This window comes from Pseudomonas sp. JV245A (genome assembly GCF_032424515.1).
GTDB classification, from domain to species: Bacteria; Pseudomonadota; Gammaproteobacteria; order Pseudomonadales; family Pseudomonadaceae; genus Aquipseudomonas; species Aquipseudomonas protegens.
Window position 1 is genome coordinate 1 of sequence record NZ_VYKE01000109.1, and the last position, 19,761, is coordinate 19,761.

The 19,761-nt window shown below is 62.6% G+C and carries 17 protein-coding genes; 12 read left to right on the forward strand and 5 right to left on the reverse strand.

Translation table 11 applies throughout. The features are described from left to right. Window positions 1–239 precede the first annotated feature (239 nt). The 7 genes from F6S12_RS23155 to F6S12_RS23185 are packed head-to-tail and all read left to right on the forward strand — an operon-like array spanning window position 240 to window position 8,398. Entirely contained in the window at window positions 240–1,997 is a 1,758-nt protein-coding gene (locus F6S12_RS23155) for a carbamoyltransferase (RefSeq protein ID WP_011058891.1), read from the forward strand. Further along, the gene (locus F6S12_RS23160; protein WP_161466565.1) at window positions 1,981–3,111 is read left to right on the forward strand and encodes a glycosyltransferase; all 1,131 of its coding nucleotides are present in this window, start codon (window positions 1,981–1,983) and stop codon (window positions 3,109–3,111) included. The genes F6S12_RS23155 and F6S12_RS23160 overlap by 17 nt, the downstream gene beginning before the upstream one ends. Further along, on the forward strand, window positions 3,111–4,007 hold the full coding sequence (locus F6S12_RS23165) for an antimicrobial resistance protein Mig-14 (protein ID WP_194237397.1): 897 nt from the start codon (window positions 3,111–3,113) through the stop codon (window positions 4,005–4,007). Before F6S12_RS23160 ends, F6S12_RS23165 begins: the two co-directional genes overlap by 1 nt. An 8-nt stretch (window positions 4,008–4,015) precedes the next feature. After that, entirely contained in the window at window positions 4,016–5,428 is a 1,413-nt protein-coding gene (locus tag F6S12_RS23170) for a PIG-L deacetylase family protein (RefSeq protein WP_194237396.1), read from the forward strand. Between the two features lie 53 nt (window positions 5,429–5,481). Next, window positions 5,482–6,360: a DUF6625 family protein gene (locus F6S12_RS23175; RefSeq protein ID WP_161466568.1), complete on the forward strand. Its 879-nt coding sequence runs from the start codon at window positions 5,482–5,484 to the stop codon at window positions 6,358–6,360. A gap of 2 nt (window positions 6,361–6,362) precedes the next feature. Next, window positions 6,363–7,517, forward strand: a complete 1,155-nt coding sequence (locus F6S12_RS23180) for a glycosyltransferase (protein ID WP_152685900.1) — start codon at window positions 6,363–6,365, stop codon at window positions 7,515–7,517. After that, window positions 7,514–8,398, forward strand: a complete 885-nt coding sequence (locus F6S12_RS23185) for a glycosyltransferase (protein ID WP_125062454.1) — start codon at window positions 7,514–7,516, stop codon at window positions 8,396–8,398. Before F6S12_RS23180 ends, F6S12_RS23185 begins: the two co-directional genes overlap by 4 nt. Window positions 8,399–8,487: 89 nt before the next feature. On the opposite strand, the gene F6S12_RS23190 is transcribed toward F6S12_RS23185, so the two are convergent. Next, on the reverse strand, window positions 8,488–10,347 hold the full coding sequence (locus F6S12_RS23190) for an O-antigen ligase family protein (RefSeq protein WP_194237395.1): 1,860 nt from the start codon (window positions 10,345–10,347) through the stop codon (window positions 8,488–8,490). Window positions 10,348–10,503: 156 nt separating this feature from the next. Between F6S12_RS23190 and msbA the strand changes: the two genes are divergently transcribed. From msbA to hldE, 4 genes are all read left to right on the forward strand, one after another. Next, window positions 10,504–12,309 carry a lipid A export permease/ATP-binding protein MsbA gene (msbA, locus tag F6S12_RS23195; RefSeq protein ID WP_125062452.1) on the forward strand — a complete coding sequence of 602 codons (1,806 nt, stop codon included), beginning with the start codon at window positions 10,504–10,506 and terminating at the stop codon, window positions 12,307–12,309. A 187-nt stretch (window positions 12,310–12,496) separates the two neighbouring features. Then, window positions 12,497–13,201 carry a sulfotransferase family 2 domain-containing protein gene (locus F6S12_RS23200; RefSeq protein ID WP_015633918.1) on the forward strand — a complete coding sequence of 235 codons (705 nt, stop codon included), beginning with the start codon at window positions 12,497–12,499 and terminating at the stop codon, window positions 13,199–13,201. After that, window positions 13,194–13,805 (forward strand): adenylyl-sulfate kinase, encoded by a 612-nt coding sequence (cysC, locus tag F6S12_RS23205; RefSeq protein WP_015633919.1) that lies wholly within the window; start codon window positions 13,194–13,196, stop codon window positions 13,803–13,805. The genes F6S12_RS23200 and cysC overlap by 8 nt, the downstream gene beginning before the upstream one ends. Before the next feature lie 102 nt (window positions 13,806–13,907). Next, complete coding sequence (hldE, locus tag F6S12_RS23210; RefSeq protein WP_011058903.1) at window positions 13,908–15,341, forward strand: bifunctional D-glycero-beta-D-manno-heptose-7-phosphate kinase/D-glycero-beta-D-manno-heptose 1-phosphate adenylyltransferase HldE; 1,434 nt, start codon at window positions 13,908–13,910, stop codon at window positions 15,339–15,341. Window positions 15,342–15,392: 51 nt separating this feature from the next. Here hldE and F6S12_RS23215 read toward each other — a convergent pair whose 3' ends face one another. The 4 genes from F6S12_RS23215 to F6S12_RS23230 all read right to left on the reverse strand — a co-directional run bounded on the left by F6S12_RS23215 (window position 15,393) and on the right by F6S12_RS23230 (window position 18,833). Continuing rightward, window positions 15,393–16,364, reverse strand: coding sequence for a hypothetical protein (locus F6S12_RS23215; RefSeq protein WP_011058904.1), 972 nt, complete (start codon window positions 16,362–16,364; stop codon window positions 15,393–15,395). Between the two features lie 41 nt (window positions 16,365–16,405). Beyond that, window positions 16,406–17,218 (reverse strand): aldo/keto reductase, encoded by an 813-nt coding sequence (locus F6S12_RS23220; RefSeq protein WP_015633920.1) that lies wholly within the window; start codon window positions 17,216–17,218, stop codon window positions 16,406–16,408. After that, window positions 17,215–18,390, reverse strand: coding sequence for an NAD(P)/FAD-dependent oxidoreductase (locus tag F6S12_RS23225; protein ID WP_015633921.1), 1,176 nt, complete (start codon window positions 18,388–18,390; stop codon window positions 17,215–17,217). Before F6S12_RS23225 ends, F6S12_RS23220 begins: the two co-directional genes overlap by 4 nt. Before the next feature lie 110 nt (window positions 18,391–18,500). Continuing rightward, window positions 18,501–18,833, reverse strand: coding sequence for a multidrug efflux SMR transporter (locus tag F6S12_RS23230; protein WP_315869359.1), 333 nt, complete (start codon window positions 18,831–18,833; stop codon window positions 18,501–18,503). A gap of 110 nt (window positions 18,834–18,943) precedes the next feature. On the opposite strand from F6S12_RS23230, the gene F6S12_RS23235 reads away from it, so the two are divergent. Continuing rightward, window positions 18,944–19,761, forward strand: an 818-nt coding sequence (locus F6S12_RS23235) for a LysR family transcriptional regulator (RefSeq protein WP_315869360.1), incomplete at its 3' end; no start/stop codon positions are given.

Below are 19,761 nucleotides of genomic sequence, written 5' to 3' on the forward strand. Positions count from 1 at the left end.
CCAGCGCCTGCCCAAGACGGCCCAGGGCACCGAGGCCTGACCTGCGACCCATGGCCGCTGCCTGCGCCGCGGCCACGGCGCGCGGCGGGTGCCAACCCATGCTTGGCGCTCGCCGCTAGAGGCTTGCACCTGCTTTTACGTTATAATCCCGCCCTTTCGTTGTTTCTCGCCCCTTGCGAGCACACTTCATTTTCAAGGCGCATCGCGCCCGCATGCAGACTAAACGAGGCTAGACCCCTGTGGCATTGACGATTCTTGGCCTGTCCGGCGCCCTTAGCCATGATCCTTCAGCGGCCCTGTATATCGACGGCAAGCTGATTGCCGCCGCTGAAGAAGAGCGTTTCGTGCGCGACAAACATGCAAAGAACCGCATGCCCTACGAGTCGGCGAAATTCTGCCTGGAGCAGGCCGGGATCAAGCCTTCCGACGTTGACGTAGTCGCGATTCCGTTTGCCCCGATCAGCCTGTTCGGCAAGGCTCGCTGGCACTACGCCAAGCGCTACTGGTACGCCCCGGACCGCGCCCTGGACGCGATCCTGATGGGTAACCGTCGCTACAAGCGCTACCGCAATAAGATCGTCTGGTGCCTGGAGCAGCTGGGCTTCGACCCGAAAAAGGTCAAGATCGAGCCGGTGGAACACCACCTGGCCCACGCCTCCAGTGCCTACCACTGCTCGGGCTTTACGGAGAAGACCGCGATCCTCGGGATCGACGGCAAGGGTGAGTACGCCACCACCTTCTTCGGCTACGGCGAAAACGGCAAGATCCACAAGATCAAGGAATTCTTCGACCCGGACTCCCTGGGCGGCCTCTATGGCGCGATCACCGAGTTCCTCGGCTTCGAGATGCTCGACGGCGAGTTCAAGGTCATGGGCATGGCGCCGTACGGCGATGCCAGCAAATACGATTTCTCGCGCCTGGCCAGTTTTGAAAACGGCGAGCTGGTGATCAACACCGATTACGCCAACGTCATCGGCCTGCGTCGCTACAAAGAGAAGGGCAAGGGTTTCTACTTCTCGCCAAAACTCATCGAGTGGCTGGGTCCCAAGCGCGAAGGCGACATCGCCGACGAGCCGTACATCCACTACGCGGCGAGCATGCAGGCGCTGTTCGAGAAGCTGGCCCTGCAGATGATCGACCATTACCTGGGCGACATCCTCAAGGAAACCGGCAAGCTGGCCTTCGCCGGCGGCTGTGCGCTGAACGTCAAGCTGAACCAGAAGATCATTGCCCGTCCCGAGGTCAAGGAGCTGTTCGTGCAGCCGGCTTCCGGCGATGCCGGTACCGCCGTTGGTGCCGCGGCGTACGTTTCCCATGCCCGTGGGGTGCCGGTAGAGAAGATGGAGCATGTCTATCTCGGCCCGTCCTACAGCAACGAAGACGTGATCGCGGCCTGTGCCCGCCACCCGAACAAGCCAGCCTGGCGGCAGATCGACAACACCCCGGAGCGTATCGCCAAGATCATGGTGGATGGCAACCCGGTGGCCTGGTTCCAGGGCCGCATGGAGTTCGGTCCGCGTGCCCTGGGCGGCCGTTCGATCATCGGTTGCCCGAGCGCCACTGGCGTGGCCGACCGGATCAACGAACAGATCAAGTTCCGCGAGCGCTGGAGGCCTTTCTGCCCGTCGATGCTCGACACCGTCGGCCCGCAGATGATCAAGGTCGATCACCCGGCGCCGTTCATGACCTTCACCTTCGAAGTGGCTGAAGAGTGGAAGACCCGGGTGCCGGAAGTGGTCCACGAGGACGGCACGTCCCGGGCCCAGGTGCTCAAGCGCGAATACAACCCGCGCTACTACGACATGATGAAGGCCCTGGAAGTACTGACCGGCAACGGCGTGTCGCTGAACACCTCGTTGAACCGCCGTGGCGAGCCGATGATCTGTTCGCCTACCGATGCCCTGAACATGTTCTACGGGTCCGACCTGCAGTACCTGATCATGGAAGACATTCTGGTGGTCAAAGACGGCGTGGACCCTTATGACACGCTCGGCTGAACGCCATGTGCTGCAGTTCTGCCACGGCTATGACGGGCCGTTCCTGGACTGTGCCCGGCAATACGCCAACCTGTTCGCGGGCAGCGGCTATCGAGTGACCACGGTGTTTCTCACCGGGGCCGCCGATGCCGATGTCGCCGCGGGCTGCGCGTCTGATGAAGTGCTGTTCATGGAATACAGCTCCAAGGCCATCCGCGGCCTGAAGCTGGGCGCCATCCGCGACCTGCGCAAGATCGCCGCGTCACGCAATTTCAGCTTCTGCATCGCTCACCGCTTCAAGCCGATCTATATCGCCTTGCTGGGTACCGGCTTGCCGGTGATCGGTGTCCATCATGCGTTTTCCGATTACAAGCGCGGCAGCCGCAAGCTCTTCGCCCAACTGTTCCGTAAGCGCCTGAGCCTGCTCGGGGTGTCCGATGCGGTGCGTGACGACATGCGTGCCTGCCTGCCGAAATGGCCGGCGCAGCGCATTCAGACCCTGTACAACCGTATCGACCTTGAGGCACTGCAGGCCGAGCAACTGAACGCTGCCCAGGCGCGCAGCGAGCTGGGCCTGTCCGCCGATGCCTGGATTGTCGGCAACGTCGGGCGCCTGCACCCGGACAAGGACCAGGCCACCTTGCTGCGTGGCTTTGCCGCGGCTTTGCCGCAATTGCCGCCGCACAGCCAACTGGCGATTCTCGGAACCGGGCGTCTGGAAAAAGACCTGAAGTCCCTGGCCCGCGAGCTGGGGATTGCCGATCGCGTGCTGTTCCTCGGGCAGGTGCCTCAGGCCCGACGCTATTTCCGCGCTTTCGATGTGTTTGCCTTGAGCTCCGACCACGAGCCTTTTGGCATGGTCCTGCTGGAGGCCATGGCCGCCGGCGTGCCGCTGCTGGCCACCGCCTGTGGCGGTGCCCGGGAAGTGGTCGAGGGAGTGGGCATCCTGTTCCCCCTGGGCGACGTTGAACATATGGCCCAGGGGCTTCAGCATCTGGCCGCGATGGACGATCACCAGCGCCGGGTCTGTGCCGAGCTGATGCTCGATCGCTTGCGCGAGCGCTTCTCCGACCGTGCTGTACGCGACGTATTCTGGCGTTTGCCGCAAGTCACCGATCTGACCGCGAGGGGCTGATGCTCAATCGATTTCAAGGCTGGCGCGAACGTGGCTGGTCAGTCATTGACGCATCGACCTACGCCGATGCCTGGCAGCGGTTCGGTGGCAGTGTGGCAACCCATCCCCTGGTGGTGGAGCAGTTGGCGGACCTGGCGCAGATCCCGGTGCGCTACCTGGCCTGGGAGCGCAACGGCCAATTGCAGGCGGCCATTGCCACCTGGGGGCGCGACCTGGCACTGTCCAAGGACGTGCTCAAGCGGGCCGGCAAGAAGGGCCTGTTCGATATCGGCAATGCCGAGCTGATCCTGCCCGCCGCTGCCGATGCTCAGGCGGTGTTGCGCCATCGTGGGCGTTACCTGTCCGTATTGAACGAGGGGCGCCTGACCGGCCTCAAGCCCCAGGCTGAACAGCTGGCCATGGCCAGGACGCCGGAAGAGCTGTCGAAGAAGTTTCGTTACAACCAGCGTCGTGAGCTGCGCCTGCTGGAAGAGGCGGGCGGGGTTGTGCGCCCGGTCAGTGATTTCAGCAGCCCCGAGCTGGCGGCGATCTACAGCGACCTGTTCCAGCGCCGCTGGGGCTTTGCCGCCACCGGTGCCGAGCGTATGGCCGAGGTGCTGGAGCGCCTGCGCGAGCTGCTGATCGGTTCGGTGATCTTCCTCAACGGCGCGCCGATTGCCGTGCAACTGATCTACCGGGTCGAAGCGCCGGAGTGGATCAGCGTCGAGTACGTGAACGGTGGGGTAGACCCCGAGACCCGTGAGTTCAGCCCCGGCAGCGTGCTGAGTTTTCTCAACACCCAGAGTGCCTGGGAACAGGCCCGTGCCCTGAACAAGCCACTGCGTTTCTCCTTCGGGCGTGCCGACCGTGAATACAAGGACCGTTGGTGCAACCCTGTGCCGGTTTTCCAGGTGTGAGTCAGCCCATGAGTCGCAAGCAACAACTGCTCAAGCGCCACCGGCGCAATAAACGAATCGCTCTGTTGATCGGGCTGGTGCTGCTATTGGTGGTCGGCATCCTGGTGGCCTGGTGGGCGCCGGTATTGCTGGCGGTATTGGCCTGGCTGGCCCATGAAGCCTGGTTTGCCGATCATCTGTTCTATTCGCCCAAGGATGATTACTGCTACGACTTCGGCAGCGATGCCCAGCAGGCCGCTGTGCGCCTTGAAGCGGGTCACCTGTTGCTGGAGGCGCCGCTGGCGCTGGCCGGGAATGAAACCCTGGTTCTGGGCGTGCACGTCAAGAGTTCATGGCTGGGACGTTTTCTCGACCCGGCTGTTGAGGTGTCGGGCGGTCCGCTTGCCGATCGTCAGGTGTTCGAGCGCGGGGTCAATGGCCTGCGCTACCTCAACCTCAGCGGCCTGGCCAGTTCCCTGGTCAGTGGCGAGCTGAGGTTGCGCGGGCGCTTCTGTCGGCTCCGCATCCAGCCGCAACTGATGTCCTGGCGGGATCCCGACTACCGGCGCCAGCGGGTGATGGTGATCGCTCCCCATGCCGACGATGCCGAGTTGGCAGCCTTCGGTCTGTACAGCCAGGCCGACGAGGCCTGGATCGTGACCCTCACCGCAGGCGAAATCGAGGCTGAGCATTACCAGGCCATGGGCATGAACCCGGCAGAGGCGGCGCGGATCAAGGGGCGCTTGCGGGCCTGGGACAGTATTACTGTGCCGCGCTGGGCCGGGGTGCCTGAATCCCATTGCGTGCAGTTGGGCTATTTCTGCCTGCAGCTGCCTGCCATGCAGGCCTCCCCTGAACAGCCGGTGGCCTCTCGCGAGGCGCAACTGAGCGATATCCGCTTGTTCCGCCAGTTCAATCCATTCCCGCTGCCCGCCGACCAGGACGGGTTGCCGACCTGGAACAATCTCCTGGCCGACCTGCGTGAGCTGCTGCTCAAGGCGCGCCCTGAGGTGATAGTGCTGCCGCACCCGACGCTGGACCCTCATCCCGATCACATCTGTGCTCGCGAGGCGGTCATGCAAGCCCTGGAAGGGCTGGCCTGGCAGCCGACCACTATCCTTGGCTACGCCAATCACCTGCATGACAACGACCGCTGGCCCATGGGGGATTCGGGCGCAGGCATTGCGTTGCCGCCGGTGTTCGAGTCGACGCCGGTGTTGCGCCCCTGGTGCTTGTCACTGTCCCAGGGCGAGCAGTATGACAAGGCCATGGCCTTGGGCATGATGCATGACCTGCAACCGAAAATGCCGTTCAAGCGACGCCTGCGCAGGTCGATACAATGGCTTATGGCCAGTAGGATGCCTTCAGCACTTGGGGAGAATGAGTTCTTTCGCAAGGCGGTCAGACGCCATGAGCTGTTCTGGCTATTGCAACAGCGATAAACCGACATAACCATGGGGGCGTTTTGTAGCCCCAATCCGACAGTGAGTCCTTTGTGATCAATCCTCGCCCGCGAATCTTGTTTCTCATGCCCTACTTCGGGCGTTGGCCATTCTGGATGCCGTTTTTTCTCGAAAGCTGCCGCCGGAATCCGGATATCGACTGGCTCTTTTTCAGCGACTGCGGGACCCCGGACAATCTGCCGCCGAACGTCAAGCTAGAAAGCATGAGCTTTGCTGAGTACTGCGCTTTGGTATCCCGGCGCCTGGAGATCGACTTTGCGCCCAATGCTGCCTACAAGCTCTGTGATATCAGGCCGGCAATGGGGTACATCCATATTGATCGTCTGGAGGGCTACGACTTCTGGGCCTTCGGCGATATCGACCTGGTCTACGGTGACCTGCGGGCCTATTTCACTGCGGATCGCCTGGCGGGGTATGACCTGTTCTCCACCCATGAACGGCGTGTCGCCGGGCACTTGTGCCTGATACGCAATACTGCACGCAAGCTTGAGTTGTTCAGGCAGATCAAGGATTGGCAGACGCGCTTTACCGACCAGCAGCATCACGCACTGGATGAAGGGGCGTTCAGTCGGATTTTCCTCTGGCGCAAGAATTTTCCTGAGCCGCTGTTCAAGCTGGTGGGCAAGTTCAATCCATGGCGCCGCCGCAGTGAGTTCACCGAGGCCTTCAGCACGCCGGGCGGAGTCATCAAGTGGCATGACGGCAGCCGTGATTTTCCGACGCGCTGGTACTGGAAGGATGGGCATCTGACCAATGACCGCGACGGCGACCGCAGTTTCCCGTATTTCCACTTTGTGTGCTGGAAGCGCAATGAGTGGTCGCAGTTGCCAGAGCCTGATGCGCAGTCGGTTCGGGCCCTGGCCAGCGAGCCGTCCTGGATCATCGATGCCACAGGTTTTCACCGGGGATAGTTATGAGTCAGCGCTTCAAGGTCCTGCAGTTGCAGCCGGACTACAACGTCAAGTCCCACGACTTCGCCGACCTCGCCGAGCAGATCGTCAAGGCCTTGCCGGCTGAGCGTTACGAAGTCACTGCAGCGTTCCTGCGGGGGCGCCCCGGGCCGAACGATCCGGTAAGCCGCGCCGCACATTCGGTGTATTTCGAGTTTTCCGACAAATCCCTCAAGGGCATGCGCCTGCGGGCCATGTGGCGGCTGTTTCAGTTCTGCCGCAAGGAAAAGTTCGATGTGGTGATCTGCAACCGCTTCAAGCCGGTGAACATGATGCTGGCCCTCAACCGCTGGTTGAAGGTGCCATTGTGCATAGGAATTTCCCACGGTTTCGGTGAGTACGACCGGCTTTATCGGCGCCGCCAGACCCAGCGTCTGATCGATCGGCATTGGCACTTTGTCGGTGTGTCCCCGGCCGTCAAGCAGTACCTGCTCGATTGCCAATGCGGTTTCACCGACCAGAACACCTGGGCGATCACCAACGCCATCGATATCGAACAGGCAGAGGCCTTGCAGCATTCCCGCGAGCGCTCCCGGGAGTTGCTGGGGCTGGCCCCCGATGTGCGGCTGATTGGTGCCTTGGGCCGGCTGGTGCCGGTCAAGGGTCATACCTATCTGCTGCAGGCCTTTGCTCAACTCAAGGACAAGTACCCGCAAACTCAGTTGGCAATCATTGGTGCCGGTCGTGAGGAAGCCAATCTGTGCGCTGAAATCGAGCGCCTGGGGCTGCAGGGCCGGGCTCACCTGCTGGGTTTCAGGGAGAACGCCCTGCAATACGTGCGGGCCTTCGATATCTGGACCATGCCGTCGCTCGCCGAGGGGCTGGGCCTGGCCTTGCTTGAAGGCATGAGCGGGCAGTTGCCGGTGATCGCCTCGAACGTGCCGGCCATGCTGCCCCTGATCGAGGGGGCTGGCGGCCTGGCCGTGGAGCCGGCCAATGTGCCGGCGCTGGTAGCCGCGCTGGATGCCTATCTCGGGCTGTCCGACGAGGAACTGGCCGCCAAGGGCCAGCAGGCCTATGCCTATCTGCAGAAAGAACACGATATCGAGGTGTTCCGCGAGGAGTACCGGCAATTGATCGACTCCGGCTTGAGTCAAGCGGGCAAGAGGCAGCAATGACAGACCAGCAACCTGTGGTGACGGTGATTATCGCCTCCTACAACCACGCGCCCTACATTGAGCAAAGCATTCTCAGTGTGCTCAACCAGACCTATCCGAACATCGAGCTGCTGGTGGTGGATGACGGTTCCAGCGATGACAGTGTCGAGCGTATCCGGCGCCTGCAGGAGCAGCATGGCTTCGACTTCCGGGTCCAGCAGAATCAGGGCCTGACCAACACTCTCAATGGTGCCATTGCACGGTCCAGGGGCAGCCTGATCGTGCCCTTCGGCTCCGACGACATCATGCTGCCCGAGCGCATTGCGACTCAGGTGGCCTACATGGATGGCAAGCCTGAGGTGGGGATCTGCGCGGGCAATATCGAGCTGATCGACAGCGACGGCAACCTGTTTCCCGAGAAGCGCCAGCGCCGTGACGTGCCGTTCCGGCGCCTGGACTTCGACGACATGTTCCTTGAGCGCAAGCCCTATCCACCGGCTCCGACCCTGATGATTCGTCGTGAGGCCCTGGAAAAGGTCGGCGGTTTCGATCCGAATATCCGCCTTGAAGACCTGCTGATCGAGTTGAAGATCACCCGGGCCGGCTATTTCATCGATGGCTTGAACGTGTTGATGGCGCGGTATCGCAAGCACGCCACCAATTCCTACAAGAATCACCGGTTCATGATCGACAACATCCTGCGTTCCTACGCCCTGTTCAGCGACCACCCGCTGTATGAGGAAGTGCGCTACAAGTTCCTCAGTTCGATGTTCCTCAAAGTCTCCAATCGGGATCGCAAGCTGGCGCGCGAACTGCTGGCACAGATCCCCCTCAGGGCCTGGAACAAGAAAACCTGGCGTGGATTGGCCCGCCTGTTCTTTTCTCCTCTGGAAAAAGACTGAAGAGCTACGGCGCTCTGGAAGGGCGGTACACCGCAAAAAAAAGACAGCCCGAGAGGCTGTCTTTTTTTGCGTTCAATTCGGGCTATTGCCTAATGGGCGCCCTTGAGGCCCTTGGCTGCTGGTGGTTGTAGCAGCAGGTTGGCCCGCTCGGTTGAAGTGCGCTGAGCGTAACCTTCCTGCAATGCCTTCAGGTGCTCCTGGAAAAGCCATTGGCTGTCTTCGGGATAGCGTTGCATGTGGCGCAGGTTGCGCTGGCGCAATGAGGTTCTCAGCGATGATGGGTAAACACGCAGGTCGGCCAGGTCGATCAGTCCAAACTGACGATTGTCCAGGACCAGCACATTCGCCAGATGCAGAGAGCGGAAGTACACGCCCTGTTCGTGCAGGGCGGCCATGAAGGTGCCAAAGCTCTTGATCAGGCTAGCGCGCGCCTGCGGCGAGTCCGCGGAGTGCAGGCACTGGCGCAGGGTTCGTCCAGGCAGTGGCTGGTAACGTACGGCGTTGCTGCCATCCGCGAGACGATACAAGCCCAGGATGCTTGGAGTAGTGATTCCTAGATCGCGTAGTTGCTCGCTGTTTGTGGCAAAGCGCTCCGAGTAGGGATTGAAACCGCCAGAGGTGTACCAGCGCCGCGGCCGGAACAGCTTGAAGAAGCTGCCATCCTCCAACTGCAGGACCTTGGGCCCGAGGCCATCGGATTCTATTACCTGGGCGTTGGCGGTGAGCTGCTCGGCGGCAGCTGGTGTGAGTACCTGGCAGGTCAGGACCGGTGTGCGCCTGGCTCGCTGGCTGATGCACAAGGCGGCAATCAGGGCCAGGGGAATCCACAGCAGGAACCAGTGCTCCTTGGGCCGGGAAAGAATCCCTCCTCCCTCTGTCAGGCCGGCGCCGATACCGAACATGAGCCAGGTCGAGGCCAGGATGAACAGCGGAGCGCTTCGTAATTGCCAGCTCTTGAACAAGCCCCAGGCTTGCATGAACAGCCAGGGAAGCAAGCCGATGATGCCGACGTAGTACAGCACGCCCAATGCAAAATTATGAGGTTCTGCCAGGAGATAGCCAATGCCGACATCTACCACCAGGTCCGCGTTGTAACCGTGGCCGATCCATGGGTGGGCGGCAATGTAGTTGAGCATCAGTGCCCAGATCTCAAAGCGGTAGGAGTTGCCACGCTCGCCCAGCATTTGCGAGAACAGCAACAGCACGGTTGTCCCGCCAATCAGCATCGCCGCGAGCAGCAGCAACGAGCGGCGGTTCCAGCAGATAAAGCAGATCCAGGCAGCGGCTAGTGTCAAGGCCACTAGTGGAGTACGCGAGCCAGTCGCAATCACCGTGGCGAACATGATGCCCATGGCCGGGACACTGAGGAAAAGGACCCGCATGCGCTGGCAGGTCATGCTGAGCCAGAGCCAGTAGACCAGGAAGAACCCGAAGACGTGGGAGCTCAGCAGAGGGTTGTCGAAGGCGCCGCTGCCAATCATGCGTGTGCCGGGGGCATAGACCTTGCTGAACGCATACAGATTGAAGAGCGAGGCAAGGAGGGCCACGGTTGCCGCACAGAAAAGCAGCGGTTGCACAATGTCCCGGCGATAGCTGAGCAGCAGGCTGCAACCGGCAAAGAGCATGAGCAGGTGCAGGGGCGTCTTGAACTCGCCAGCCACGCTATCGACTGGCGGGCTCCAGGCCAGGCTGATCAGGGCCCAGCTGCAAAACAGCAGTACGGCGATGAAAATAGGCTCGCGCAGCAGGTTCTTGATTTCGCCGGGACGCATGCACAGCGCGATCAGCGTCGGGATGCTGAACAGTCCGTAGTACAGCTTGTGCAATCCACTGCGCCCCGGAAGGAAGAACATCGCACAGAGAAGCAGTAGATAACCGATCGGCAGAATCCACAGGCAAATGAAATCGAATACTCGATTGGCCGTGTTGTGAAGGGCATTGGGTTGCATGCTTGAACGTTCATCCCGGAAGTTAAGCTGGCAATCATAACGACTTATGGCTGGCGGTGTCGTTGGTCAGCTGAACAATCTCGGGCCTATGGGAGTGCCAGTACCGCGAACAAGCTGTGCTAAAGTCAGCCTCCTTTTTGACGACATTCGCGTGATATGACCGACTCCAGTCCTGACGCAAGCCCCTCGAGCTTGAAAATCTACTTCCGTCTGCTCGGCTATGTGCGGCCCTATATTGGTCTGTTTCTCATCAGCATCGTCGGGTTCCTGATCTTCGCTTCGACTCAGCCCATGCTCGGCTACATCCTCAAGTATTTCGTCGACGGCCTGTCCAACCCTCAGGCGGTGCTGTTTCCCGGTGTGCCTTATCTGCGCGACATGCAGTTGCTCCAAGCGGTGCCGCTGCTGATCGTGCTGATCGCTGCCTGGCAAGGCCTGGGCTCCTACCTGGGCAACTACTTCCTGGCCAAGGTATCCCTGGGGCTGGTGCACGATTTGCGGGTGCAACTGTTCAACAACCTGTTGACCCTGCCCAACCGTTACTTCGACAAGCACAACTCCGGGCACCTGATCTCGCGTATCACCTTCAACGTGACCATGGTCACGGGGGCGGCGACGGACGCGATCAAGGTGGTGATCCGCGAAGGCATGACCGTGATCTTCCTGTTCGCCTCGCTGTTGTGGATGAACTGGCGCCTGACCCTGGTGATGATCGCCATCCTGCCGCTGATCGCGGTCATGGTCCGCACCGCCAGCAAGAAATTCCGCAAGCAGAGTAAGAAGATCCAGGTGGCCATGGGTGATGTGACCCATGTTGCCTCGGAAACCATCCAGGGCTATCGCGTGGTTCGCAGCTTTGGCGGCGAGACCTATGAGCAGCAGCGTTTTCTTGCGGCCAGCCAGGGCAACACTGACAAGCAACTGCGCATGACCCGTACCGGCGCCATCTACACCCCACTGTTGCAACTGGTGATCTACAGCGCCATGGCGGTGCTGATGTTCCTGGTGCTGTATCTGCGCGGTGATGCTTCTGCCGGTGAAATGGTGGCCTATATCACCATGGCCGGTCTGCTGCCCAAGCCGATCCGCCAGCTGTCCGAAGTCAGCTCAACGATCCAGAAAGGCGTGGCGGGTGCGGAGAGCATCTTCGAGCAGTTGGACGTCGAGCCTGAGGTCGATCGCGGCACCGTCGAGCGCGCCAGCATCAATGGGCACCTGGAGGTGCGCAACCTGAGTTTCACCTACCCGGGAACCGAACGGCAGGTGCTCGATGACATCAGCTTCAGTATCGAGCCCGGGAAAATGGTGGCGCTGGTGGGGCGTTCCGGCAGTGGCAAGTCGACTCTGGCCAACCTGATTCCGCGGTTCTACCACCACGACAAGGGCCAGATTCTTCTGGATGGCACCGAGGTCGAAGACTTCCGCCTGCTGAACCTGCGTCGGCATATTGCTCAGGTTACCCAGCACGTCACGCTGTTCAGTGACACCGTGGCCAACAACATTGCCTACGGTGACCTGGCCGGTGCGCCGCGTGAGGACATCGAGAAGGCCGCCGCCGATGCCTATGCCATGGACTTCATTGCCCAGTTGCCCGAAGGCCTGGATACCCAGGTAGGGGAGAACGGCGTACTGCTTTCAGGTGGCCAGCGCCAGCGCCTGGCGATTGCCCGGGCCTTGCTGAAGAACGCCCCGCTGCTGATTCTCGACGAGGCCACTTCGGCCCTGGACACCGAATCCGAGCGGCACATCCAGGCCGCCCTGGACAAGGTCATGAAGGGCCGCACCACCCTGGTGATTGCCCACCGCCTGTCGACCATCGAGAAAGCCGACCTGATCCTGGTCATGGACCAGGGGCGGATTGTCGAGCGCGGCAGCCATGCCCAGTTGCTGGCACAGAACGGCTACTACTCGCGGCTGCATGCCATGGGCCTGGAAGAGCCCGCGCCCAGCGGAATCGCCTGACCTGTTCCGGGGAGCGAGCCGGCTCGCTCCCCGGGGCCTTGGTGTGCAAGGCACCTTGGCATCATTTGTAGCCGCTTCCTTACAGTCTTGACCAAGCCTAAATAATTCTGCGTTTCCCGCTTGTTATGGTTCCCGCCTGAATCTTTGAACAGATCGAGGGGGCCATCCCTCTCGCGTGGGTAGCAGAATGTTGCAACGCTTTGTGTGGAAGTTATTACCCAAGACCCAGCGCAATTTCCTGCTTGGGCGCCTGTCGGTGGTGGATCGCCAAGTGGTGAACAAGTCCATGTCGGCCAATGTGCGCTTTCCTGATGCCTTCTCCCGGCACTCCTGCCTGTTCATTCATGTCCCCAAGTGCGCGGGCAGCAGCATCTGTTCGGCATTGTTCGACGGTTGGATGCCCGGGCACCTGCCGTTGTACTGGTACGAGCAGCAGTTTCCCCAGGCCTTTTCCAGCAGCTTCAAGTTTGCCTTCGTGCGCGATCCCCTGGAGCGCGCCTACTCGGCCTACGCTTTCCTGCGGGGCAATCGCCTCGGCCGACGGGACCAGGCAGCCCAGGCGCTGGTAGGGCATTACCGCGACTTCGATGACTTTATCGGCCGCTGGCTGCACCCGGAAACCATCCACAAGCAGATGCACTTTGCTGCCCAGAGCGATTTTCTCACCGATTCCCTGGGCCGCCTGGCCCTGGATTTCGTCGGCTATCAGGAGCACCTGCAGCGAGATTTCCAACTGCTGTGCGAGCAGTTGCAGGTCCAGACCCGACTGCCCCATGTCAACAGCACCCAGCAGCGCCATAGCACCCCCGTCAGGGATATCTGTTCGGTACGCACCCGGCGCCTGGTGCGCCGGGTCTATCAACGCGACTACGAGATGCTCGGTTATGAATAAGCTTGCCTGTGTACCGCTGGAGTGCCCGCAAATCCGTCCCTACAGCCTGTCGTTGTCCACCGAGGCCCGGGCCGCCCTCAAGCAGCAGCAACCCTGCTGTCTTTGGCTGACCGGATTGTCGGGGGCCGGCAAGTCGACCCTGGCCAATCTGTTGGAGCTGCGGCTCAACGAGTTGGGTATGCACACCTTCGTCCTCGACGGTGACAACGTTCGCGGTGGCCTGTGCAGTGACCTGGGAATGGGGGCCGAGGCGCGCAAGGAGAATATCCGCCGCATGGCCGAGGTGGCGCGGTTGATGGTGGACGCCGGCCTGCTGGTCATAGTGTCGGCGATCTCGCCGTTTCGCGCCGAGCGCGATGCCGCCCGCGCGCTGTTCGGCCCGGGGGAATTCATCGAGGTGTACGTCAGTACACCTTTTGACACCTGTGCCCGGCGTGACCCCAAAGGGTTGTACCAGGCTGCGCTGGAGGGGCGGATCAAGGACTTCACCGGGCTCGACAGCCCCTATGAAGCGCCGTTGCAGGCCGATTGCGAGATCGACACGGCGACCGTGGCACTGCCGGAGGCGATCCGCCGCCTGCTGCAACTGCTGCCCCGTAAATAAGCGGCAAGAATTCTTCGTCGGCCCCATTCAAGGCATAGAACTAGGCGGCGCCAACCCTGTGTTAATATCGCGCCCCTGTTCATTTTGTATGTGGGATGCTCCATGAAGTTGTCCATGCCGCGATTCGATCAAGCCCCCGTCTTGGTGGTCGGCGATGTCATGCTCGACCGTTACTGGCATGGTGGTACCTCACGGATTTCCCCTGAGGCGCCAGTGCCGGTGGTCAAGGTCGAGCAAATCGAGGATCGCCCCGGCGGTGCCGCCAACGTTGCCCTGAACATCGCTGCCCTCGGCGCGCCGGCCTCCCTGGTGGGCGTGACCGGCGACGATGAAGCCGCCGACAGCCTGGCCAACAGCCTGCAAGGCGCGGGCGTGCGTGCGCTGTTCCAGCGCATCAAGCACCAGCCGACCATCGTCAAGCTGCGGGTCATGAGCCGTCACCAGCAGTTGTTGCGTATCGATTTCGAAGAACCCTTCGCCACCGACGCCCTGGCCCTGGCGGCCGAGGTCGATGCCCTGCTCGACGGGATCAAGGTGCTGGTGTTGTCCGACTACGGCAAGGGCGCGCTGCGCAATCACCAAGTGCTGATCGCCGCTGCGCGGGCCCGGGGCATTCCGGTGCTGGCGGACCCCAAGGGCAAGGATTTCTCCATCTACCGCGGCGCCAGCCTGATCACGCCGAACCTCAGCGAGTTCGAGACCATCGTCGGCGGCTGCGCCGACGAGCACGAACTGGTGAGCAAGGGCGCGCAGTTGATGCATGACCTGGAGCTGGGGGCGCTGCTGGTGACCCGTGGCGAACATGGCATGACCCTGTTGCGCCCCGACCACCCGGCCATGCACTTGCCAGCCCGGGCCCGGGAAGTGTTCGACGTTACCGGTGCCGGGGATACGGTGATCTCCACCCTGGCGGCCGCCATTGCCGCCGGCGAAGAGCTGCCCCACGCAGTGGGCCTGGCCAATCTGGCGGCCGGCATCGTGGTTGGCAAGCTGGGTACCGCCGCCATCAGTGCTCCCGAACTGCGCCGGGCGATCCAGCGCGAGGAAGGCTCCGAGCGCGGGGTGCTGAGCCTCGACCAGTTGTTGCTGGCCATCGATGATGCCCGAGCCCACAACGAGAAGATCGTCTTCACCAACGGCTGCTTTGACATCCTGCATGCCGGGCACGTGACCTACCTGGAACAGGCGCGAGCCCAGGGCGACCGGTTGATCGTGGCGATCAACGATGACGCTTCGGTCAGCCGCCTCAAGGGCCCTGGCCGTCCGATCAACAGTGTCGACCGGCGCATGGCGGTGCTGGCGGGGCTGGGGGCGGTGGACTGGGTGATCAGTTTCCCCGAAGGCACCCCGGAAAACCTCCTGTCCCAGGTTCGGCCGGACGTGCTGGTGAAGGGCGGTGACTATTCCATCGACCAGGTTGTAGGTGCCGATATAGTCGGTGCCTATGGCGGCACCGTTAAGGTGCTGGGGCTTGTGGAAAACAGCTCGACCACGGCTATCGTCGAGAAGATCCGCAAGACCGACAAGGCCGAGTAACGGCCTTGCGGTCCGCAAAAAAGGCGCCTGTTGCAGGCGCCTTTTTTTGCCTCAGCCCTGGCGCCGGGCGTTGCCGGGGACGATCTTGCGCAGGATCTGCCGGGCCCGGCCGGTTAGCCGCGATAGCTTCGACGCCTTTTGCGGTGGCTCCAGGCCCCGCTGCCTGAGCCAGTCCTTCCAGCGAATCCGCTCGTCACTCACCACCCAGCCTTCCTGCTGGGCGAAGCTTTCCGCCAGGTACAGGCCGCGGGTGCTGGCCGGATGCAACTGGTCTTTCTTCAGGGTGTAGAGCTCGGCGCAGGGCTCGCCGTTGTCCAGGGGCATCAGGTACAGGTCCGGGCGCTTGCGGTCCAGCCGTGCCACCAGTTGGTCGCCCTCCAGGCGCTCGTCGACGTGGAACAGGCTCAGGGACTTGGCTTCCCTCGGCACGTCCAGGCGCAGGTCGTAGATCAACTGCAGTGAGGCGGTGGGCAGGTGCACATAGGCCCGGGGACGCTCCAGCAACTGCAGGTTGCCACAGCGCACCGGCAGCGCCGCCCCGGACAGCGGGGTCAGGCGAAAGGGCAGGGCCTCGCGATAGTGCAGGGCGCCGGCGTAGGGCGCGGGCAGCCAGGTGTCGTTGAAGCGCCCACCGAGCCAGCCTTCGGGGGTTTCCAGCAGGCATTCCTCGGCAATTTCCTGGATCGCGGTATGCAGTGGCAGGTTGAGCTCGTGAGCCGGGACATAGCCGGAAATCAGCTTGAGCACCACATCGCCGCGATCCTGGCGGCGCTGGCGCACCAGCACCCAGTAGTCGCGGTTCTGCCAGTGCAGGGTCAGGCGCACCGAGACTCCGAGGTTGGCCAGCTCCAGGGCGAAGCGCTGATTGTCGGCCACCGTCACCGCGCGCCGGCGCTGCAGGGTCTGGGCGAAGTTCAGCGGCATTCCGACGCTCTGGTAGCTCAAGCCTTCGGGAGTCGCTTCGACGAACAGGGGCAGGGTCTTGAAGTTGCTGGGGTTCTTTCTAATGAGCGGTCGCGACATCTCGGCTCCTTCTTGCGTCGGGGTCGGCCGCGTCGGCGGCATCAGTTCTTGCCAAGGACCTGCGCCACAGTCGACACGTTATGGGCCAGGTGCAAGGGATTGATGGTCCCGACAATAGCACTGGCGACACCGGGCCGGTCAAACAGCAGCTCGAAGCTGGCCCGCACGGGATCGATGCCCGGGCTCAGGCAGACGTGGCCGCTGGCAAGCGCCTTTTTCACCAGGATGCCCTTGTGGTGAGCGGTAGCGTAGTCAATGACTGCCCGCTCGGCCTGTTCGTTCAGATTGTAGGTAACCATGGCGCAATCGCCTTGCTCCAGGGCCTTCAGGCCGCCGTCTACGGTCTTGCCGGAGAAGCCGAAGCCACGGATCTTGCCCTCCTGCTTGAGCTGCGCCAGGGCCTGGTAGACCTCGCACTGCTCGAGGATCGCCAGGTCGTTGCCGTCGGAATGCACCAGCACCAGGTCGATGAAGTCGGTTTCCAGGCGTTGCAGGCTGCGCTCCACGGACATCCGGGTATGGGCCGCGCTGAAATCGTGCCGCGACAGGCCATCGGCGAACTCTTCGCCGACCTTGCTGACAATCACCCATTCCTGGCGCTGGCCGCGCAGTAGCGGGCCCAGGCGCTCTTCGCTGCGGCCGTAGGCCGGAGCGGTGTCGATCAGGTTGATGCCCAGGTCGCGGGTCAGCTTGAGCAGCATGCGGGCCTCCTGGTCGTCGGGGATCTGGAAGCCGTTGGGGTATTTCACGCCCTGGTCGCGGCCCAGTTTCACCGTGCCCAGACCCAGGGGCGACACCAGCAGGCCGGTGCTGCCCAAGGGGCGATGCAGATCGTGCAGGGTTGGCTGGCTCATGGCAGCAGTTGCTCCCAGGCTGGTTGCGCCAGGGGCGGCTTGGGCAGTTCGGGCAGGGCCTGGGCGGCGGCGGGGCGAATGCCGTCGCGCTCCAGGGCAGCCAGGACCCGGTCGGCGAAGTCCGGTGCCAGGGCCAGCTTGGTCGGCCAGCCCACCAGCAGGCGATCCTGCTCGGCGAGGAAGGCGTTGTCCGGGCGGGCCAGGCCCGACTGTGCCGGTTCGGCGCGGTCGACCCGCAGGGTGGCCCATTGCGCCTGGCTCAGGTCGATCCAGGGCAGCAGTTGCCCCAGTTCCTTCTGGGCTGCGGCAATCTGCGCTGCCGGTTCCCGGGCCACGCCCTCGGCTTCGGCGATATCGCCCCCCAGGTACCAGACCCACTGGCCGTCGGCGGCCGGGTGAGTGGTGACGGTGATCCGTGGTTTTGGCCCGCCGCCCAGGCAGTGGGCGTACAGCGGTTTCAGGCTCGGGCCCTTGACCAGCACCATGTGCAATGGTCGCCTTTGCATGGCGGGCTGGCTCAGGCCGGCCGCTTGCAGCAGCTCGGCGTTGCCGGCTCCGGCGCTGAGAACAATGCGTTGCGCGCGGATTTCCCGGCCGTCGACCCGCAGGCCCAGCAGTTGGCCGTTCTCCAGCAGGGGCTCGATCTTCTGCCCGGCCAGCAGGCTGTCTCCCGCCAGGTGCGCGAGGCGCTCGATCAGGCTCGGCACATCCACTACCAGTTCGGCGAGGCGGTAAACCTTGCCCTTGAAACGCTTGTCCTGCAGGGCCGGGGGCAGTTGCTCGCCCTTGACCTGATCGACCCGCCCGCGTACCGCCTTGCTGGCGAAGAAGCTGGTGAGGTTGCCGGCCAGGGTGCCGGGGGACCAGAGGTAGTGGGCCTCGGACAGTAGGCGCACGCCGGACAGGTCCAGCTCGCCATTGCCCGCCAGGGCTTCGCGCCAGCGCCGTGGCATGTCGGCAATGGCCTCGGAGGCGCCAGTGAGGGCGCCGTGCAGGGCGTATTTGGCGCCGCCGTGGATGATCCCCTGGGATTTCACGCTCTGTCCGCCGCCGAGGCTGGCGCTTTCCACCAGCACGGTGGAAAAACCCAGGCGTTGCAGGCGAGCGTTGAGCCAGAGACCGGCGACGCCTGCGCCGACAATCAGCACATCGGTGGAAATAGCGGATGGCATGCAGCGACCTCGGTAAGTAAAACGAAGCCGCAAGTTTCAAGCCTCAGGCCTCAAGCTGCAAGCTTGGCGCTCACTCTGGCCGCTTGAGGCGTGTGGCGTGAGGCTGCTTTCTAGTGCCCGGCGGTTTTCGAGAACAACTGGATCACCACCACGCCGAGGACGATCAGCGCCATGCCCAGCATCGCCGGGATATCCAGCTTCTGGCCGTACAGAAACAGTGCGGCGATGCTCACCATGACGATGCCCATGCCGGCCCATACCGCGTAGGCCACGCCCACCGGCACCGTATGCACCACCAGGGTCAGCATCCAGAAGGCCACGCCGTAGCCGACGATGATCAATGCCAGGGGCAGCGGAGTGCTCAGGCCCTTGACCGCTTTCATTGAAACAGTGGCGATCACTTCCGCGCAGATGGCGATAGCCAGGTAGTAGTAAGCGTTCATGGGAGGGTTCCTCGGGGCTGGGACTGCTTTATGAGGTCGGCATTCTAGAGAAAGTTCAGATGGGGTAAAGTCATTACCTATCTGGATGATAGATAGGTTGTGCCATGAACATGCAATGGAACCTGGAGCAGTTGCGCCTGTTTGTCGGGGTCGCCGAACTGCGTTCGTTTTCTGCCGTGGCCCGCCAGCAGCGCAAGGCGCAATCGGCCATCAGCAGTGCCATCGCCCAGCTGGAGGATGACCTGGGAGTGAGCCTGTTCGAACGCAGCAGTGGCCGCCAGCCAAGGCTGACGGAGGCGGGCAGTGCACTGTTGCAGGAAGCGCGGGAGATCCTGCGCCAGTGCGACCGCCTCAATGGCCGGGCGCTGGCCTTGATGCGCGGCCAGGAAGCGTGGTTGCGCCTGGCCCAGGACGAGGCGATGCCCTATCAGCCGGTGCTCGACAGCCTGGAGGCCCTGGCGGAACACTTTCCCAGCCTGGAGGTGCAACTGGCCAGCGGGGCCCAGGGCGACGTAGCGCGCAAACTGGTGGAGCGCCGGGCCGACCTGGGGTTGCTGTTTCACCATGAGCAGATGCCGGAAACTTTGGAGCGCCGGGCCCTGGGCAGTGTGGAGATGGTCACTGTCTGCGCCGTGGGGCATCCGCTGGCCCATGAAAAAAGGGTCAACCGCCAGTTGCTGGCGCTACACCGGCAGTTGCTCATCGCTCCGCAAGCCAGTGGCTACCCCGGTGGTGAGCAGGTCAGCCCCCAGGTCTGGCGGGCTGACAGCTTCTACGTCCTGGCCGAATGGCTGATGCGCGGGCTGGGCTGGGCCTGGCTGCCACGGCATGTGGTGCAGTACCCGGCCTATCAGAACCAGATGGTGGAGCTGGCTAGCCAGTGGACGCCCCCGGCACTGGTGGTGGAACTGGCCTGGCGCCGTGACGA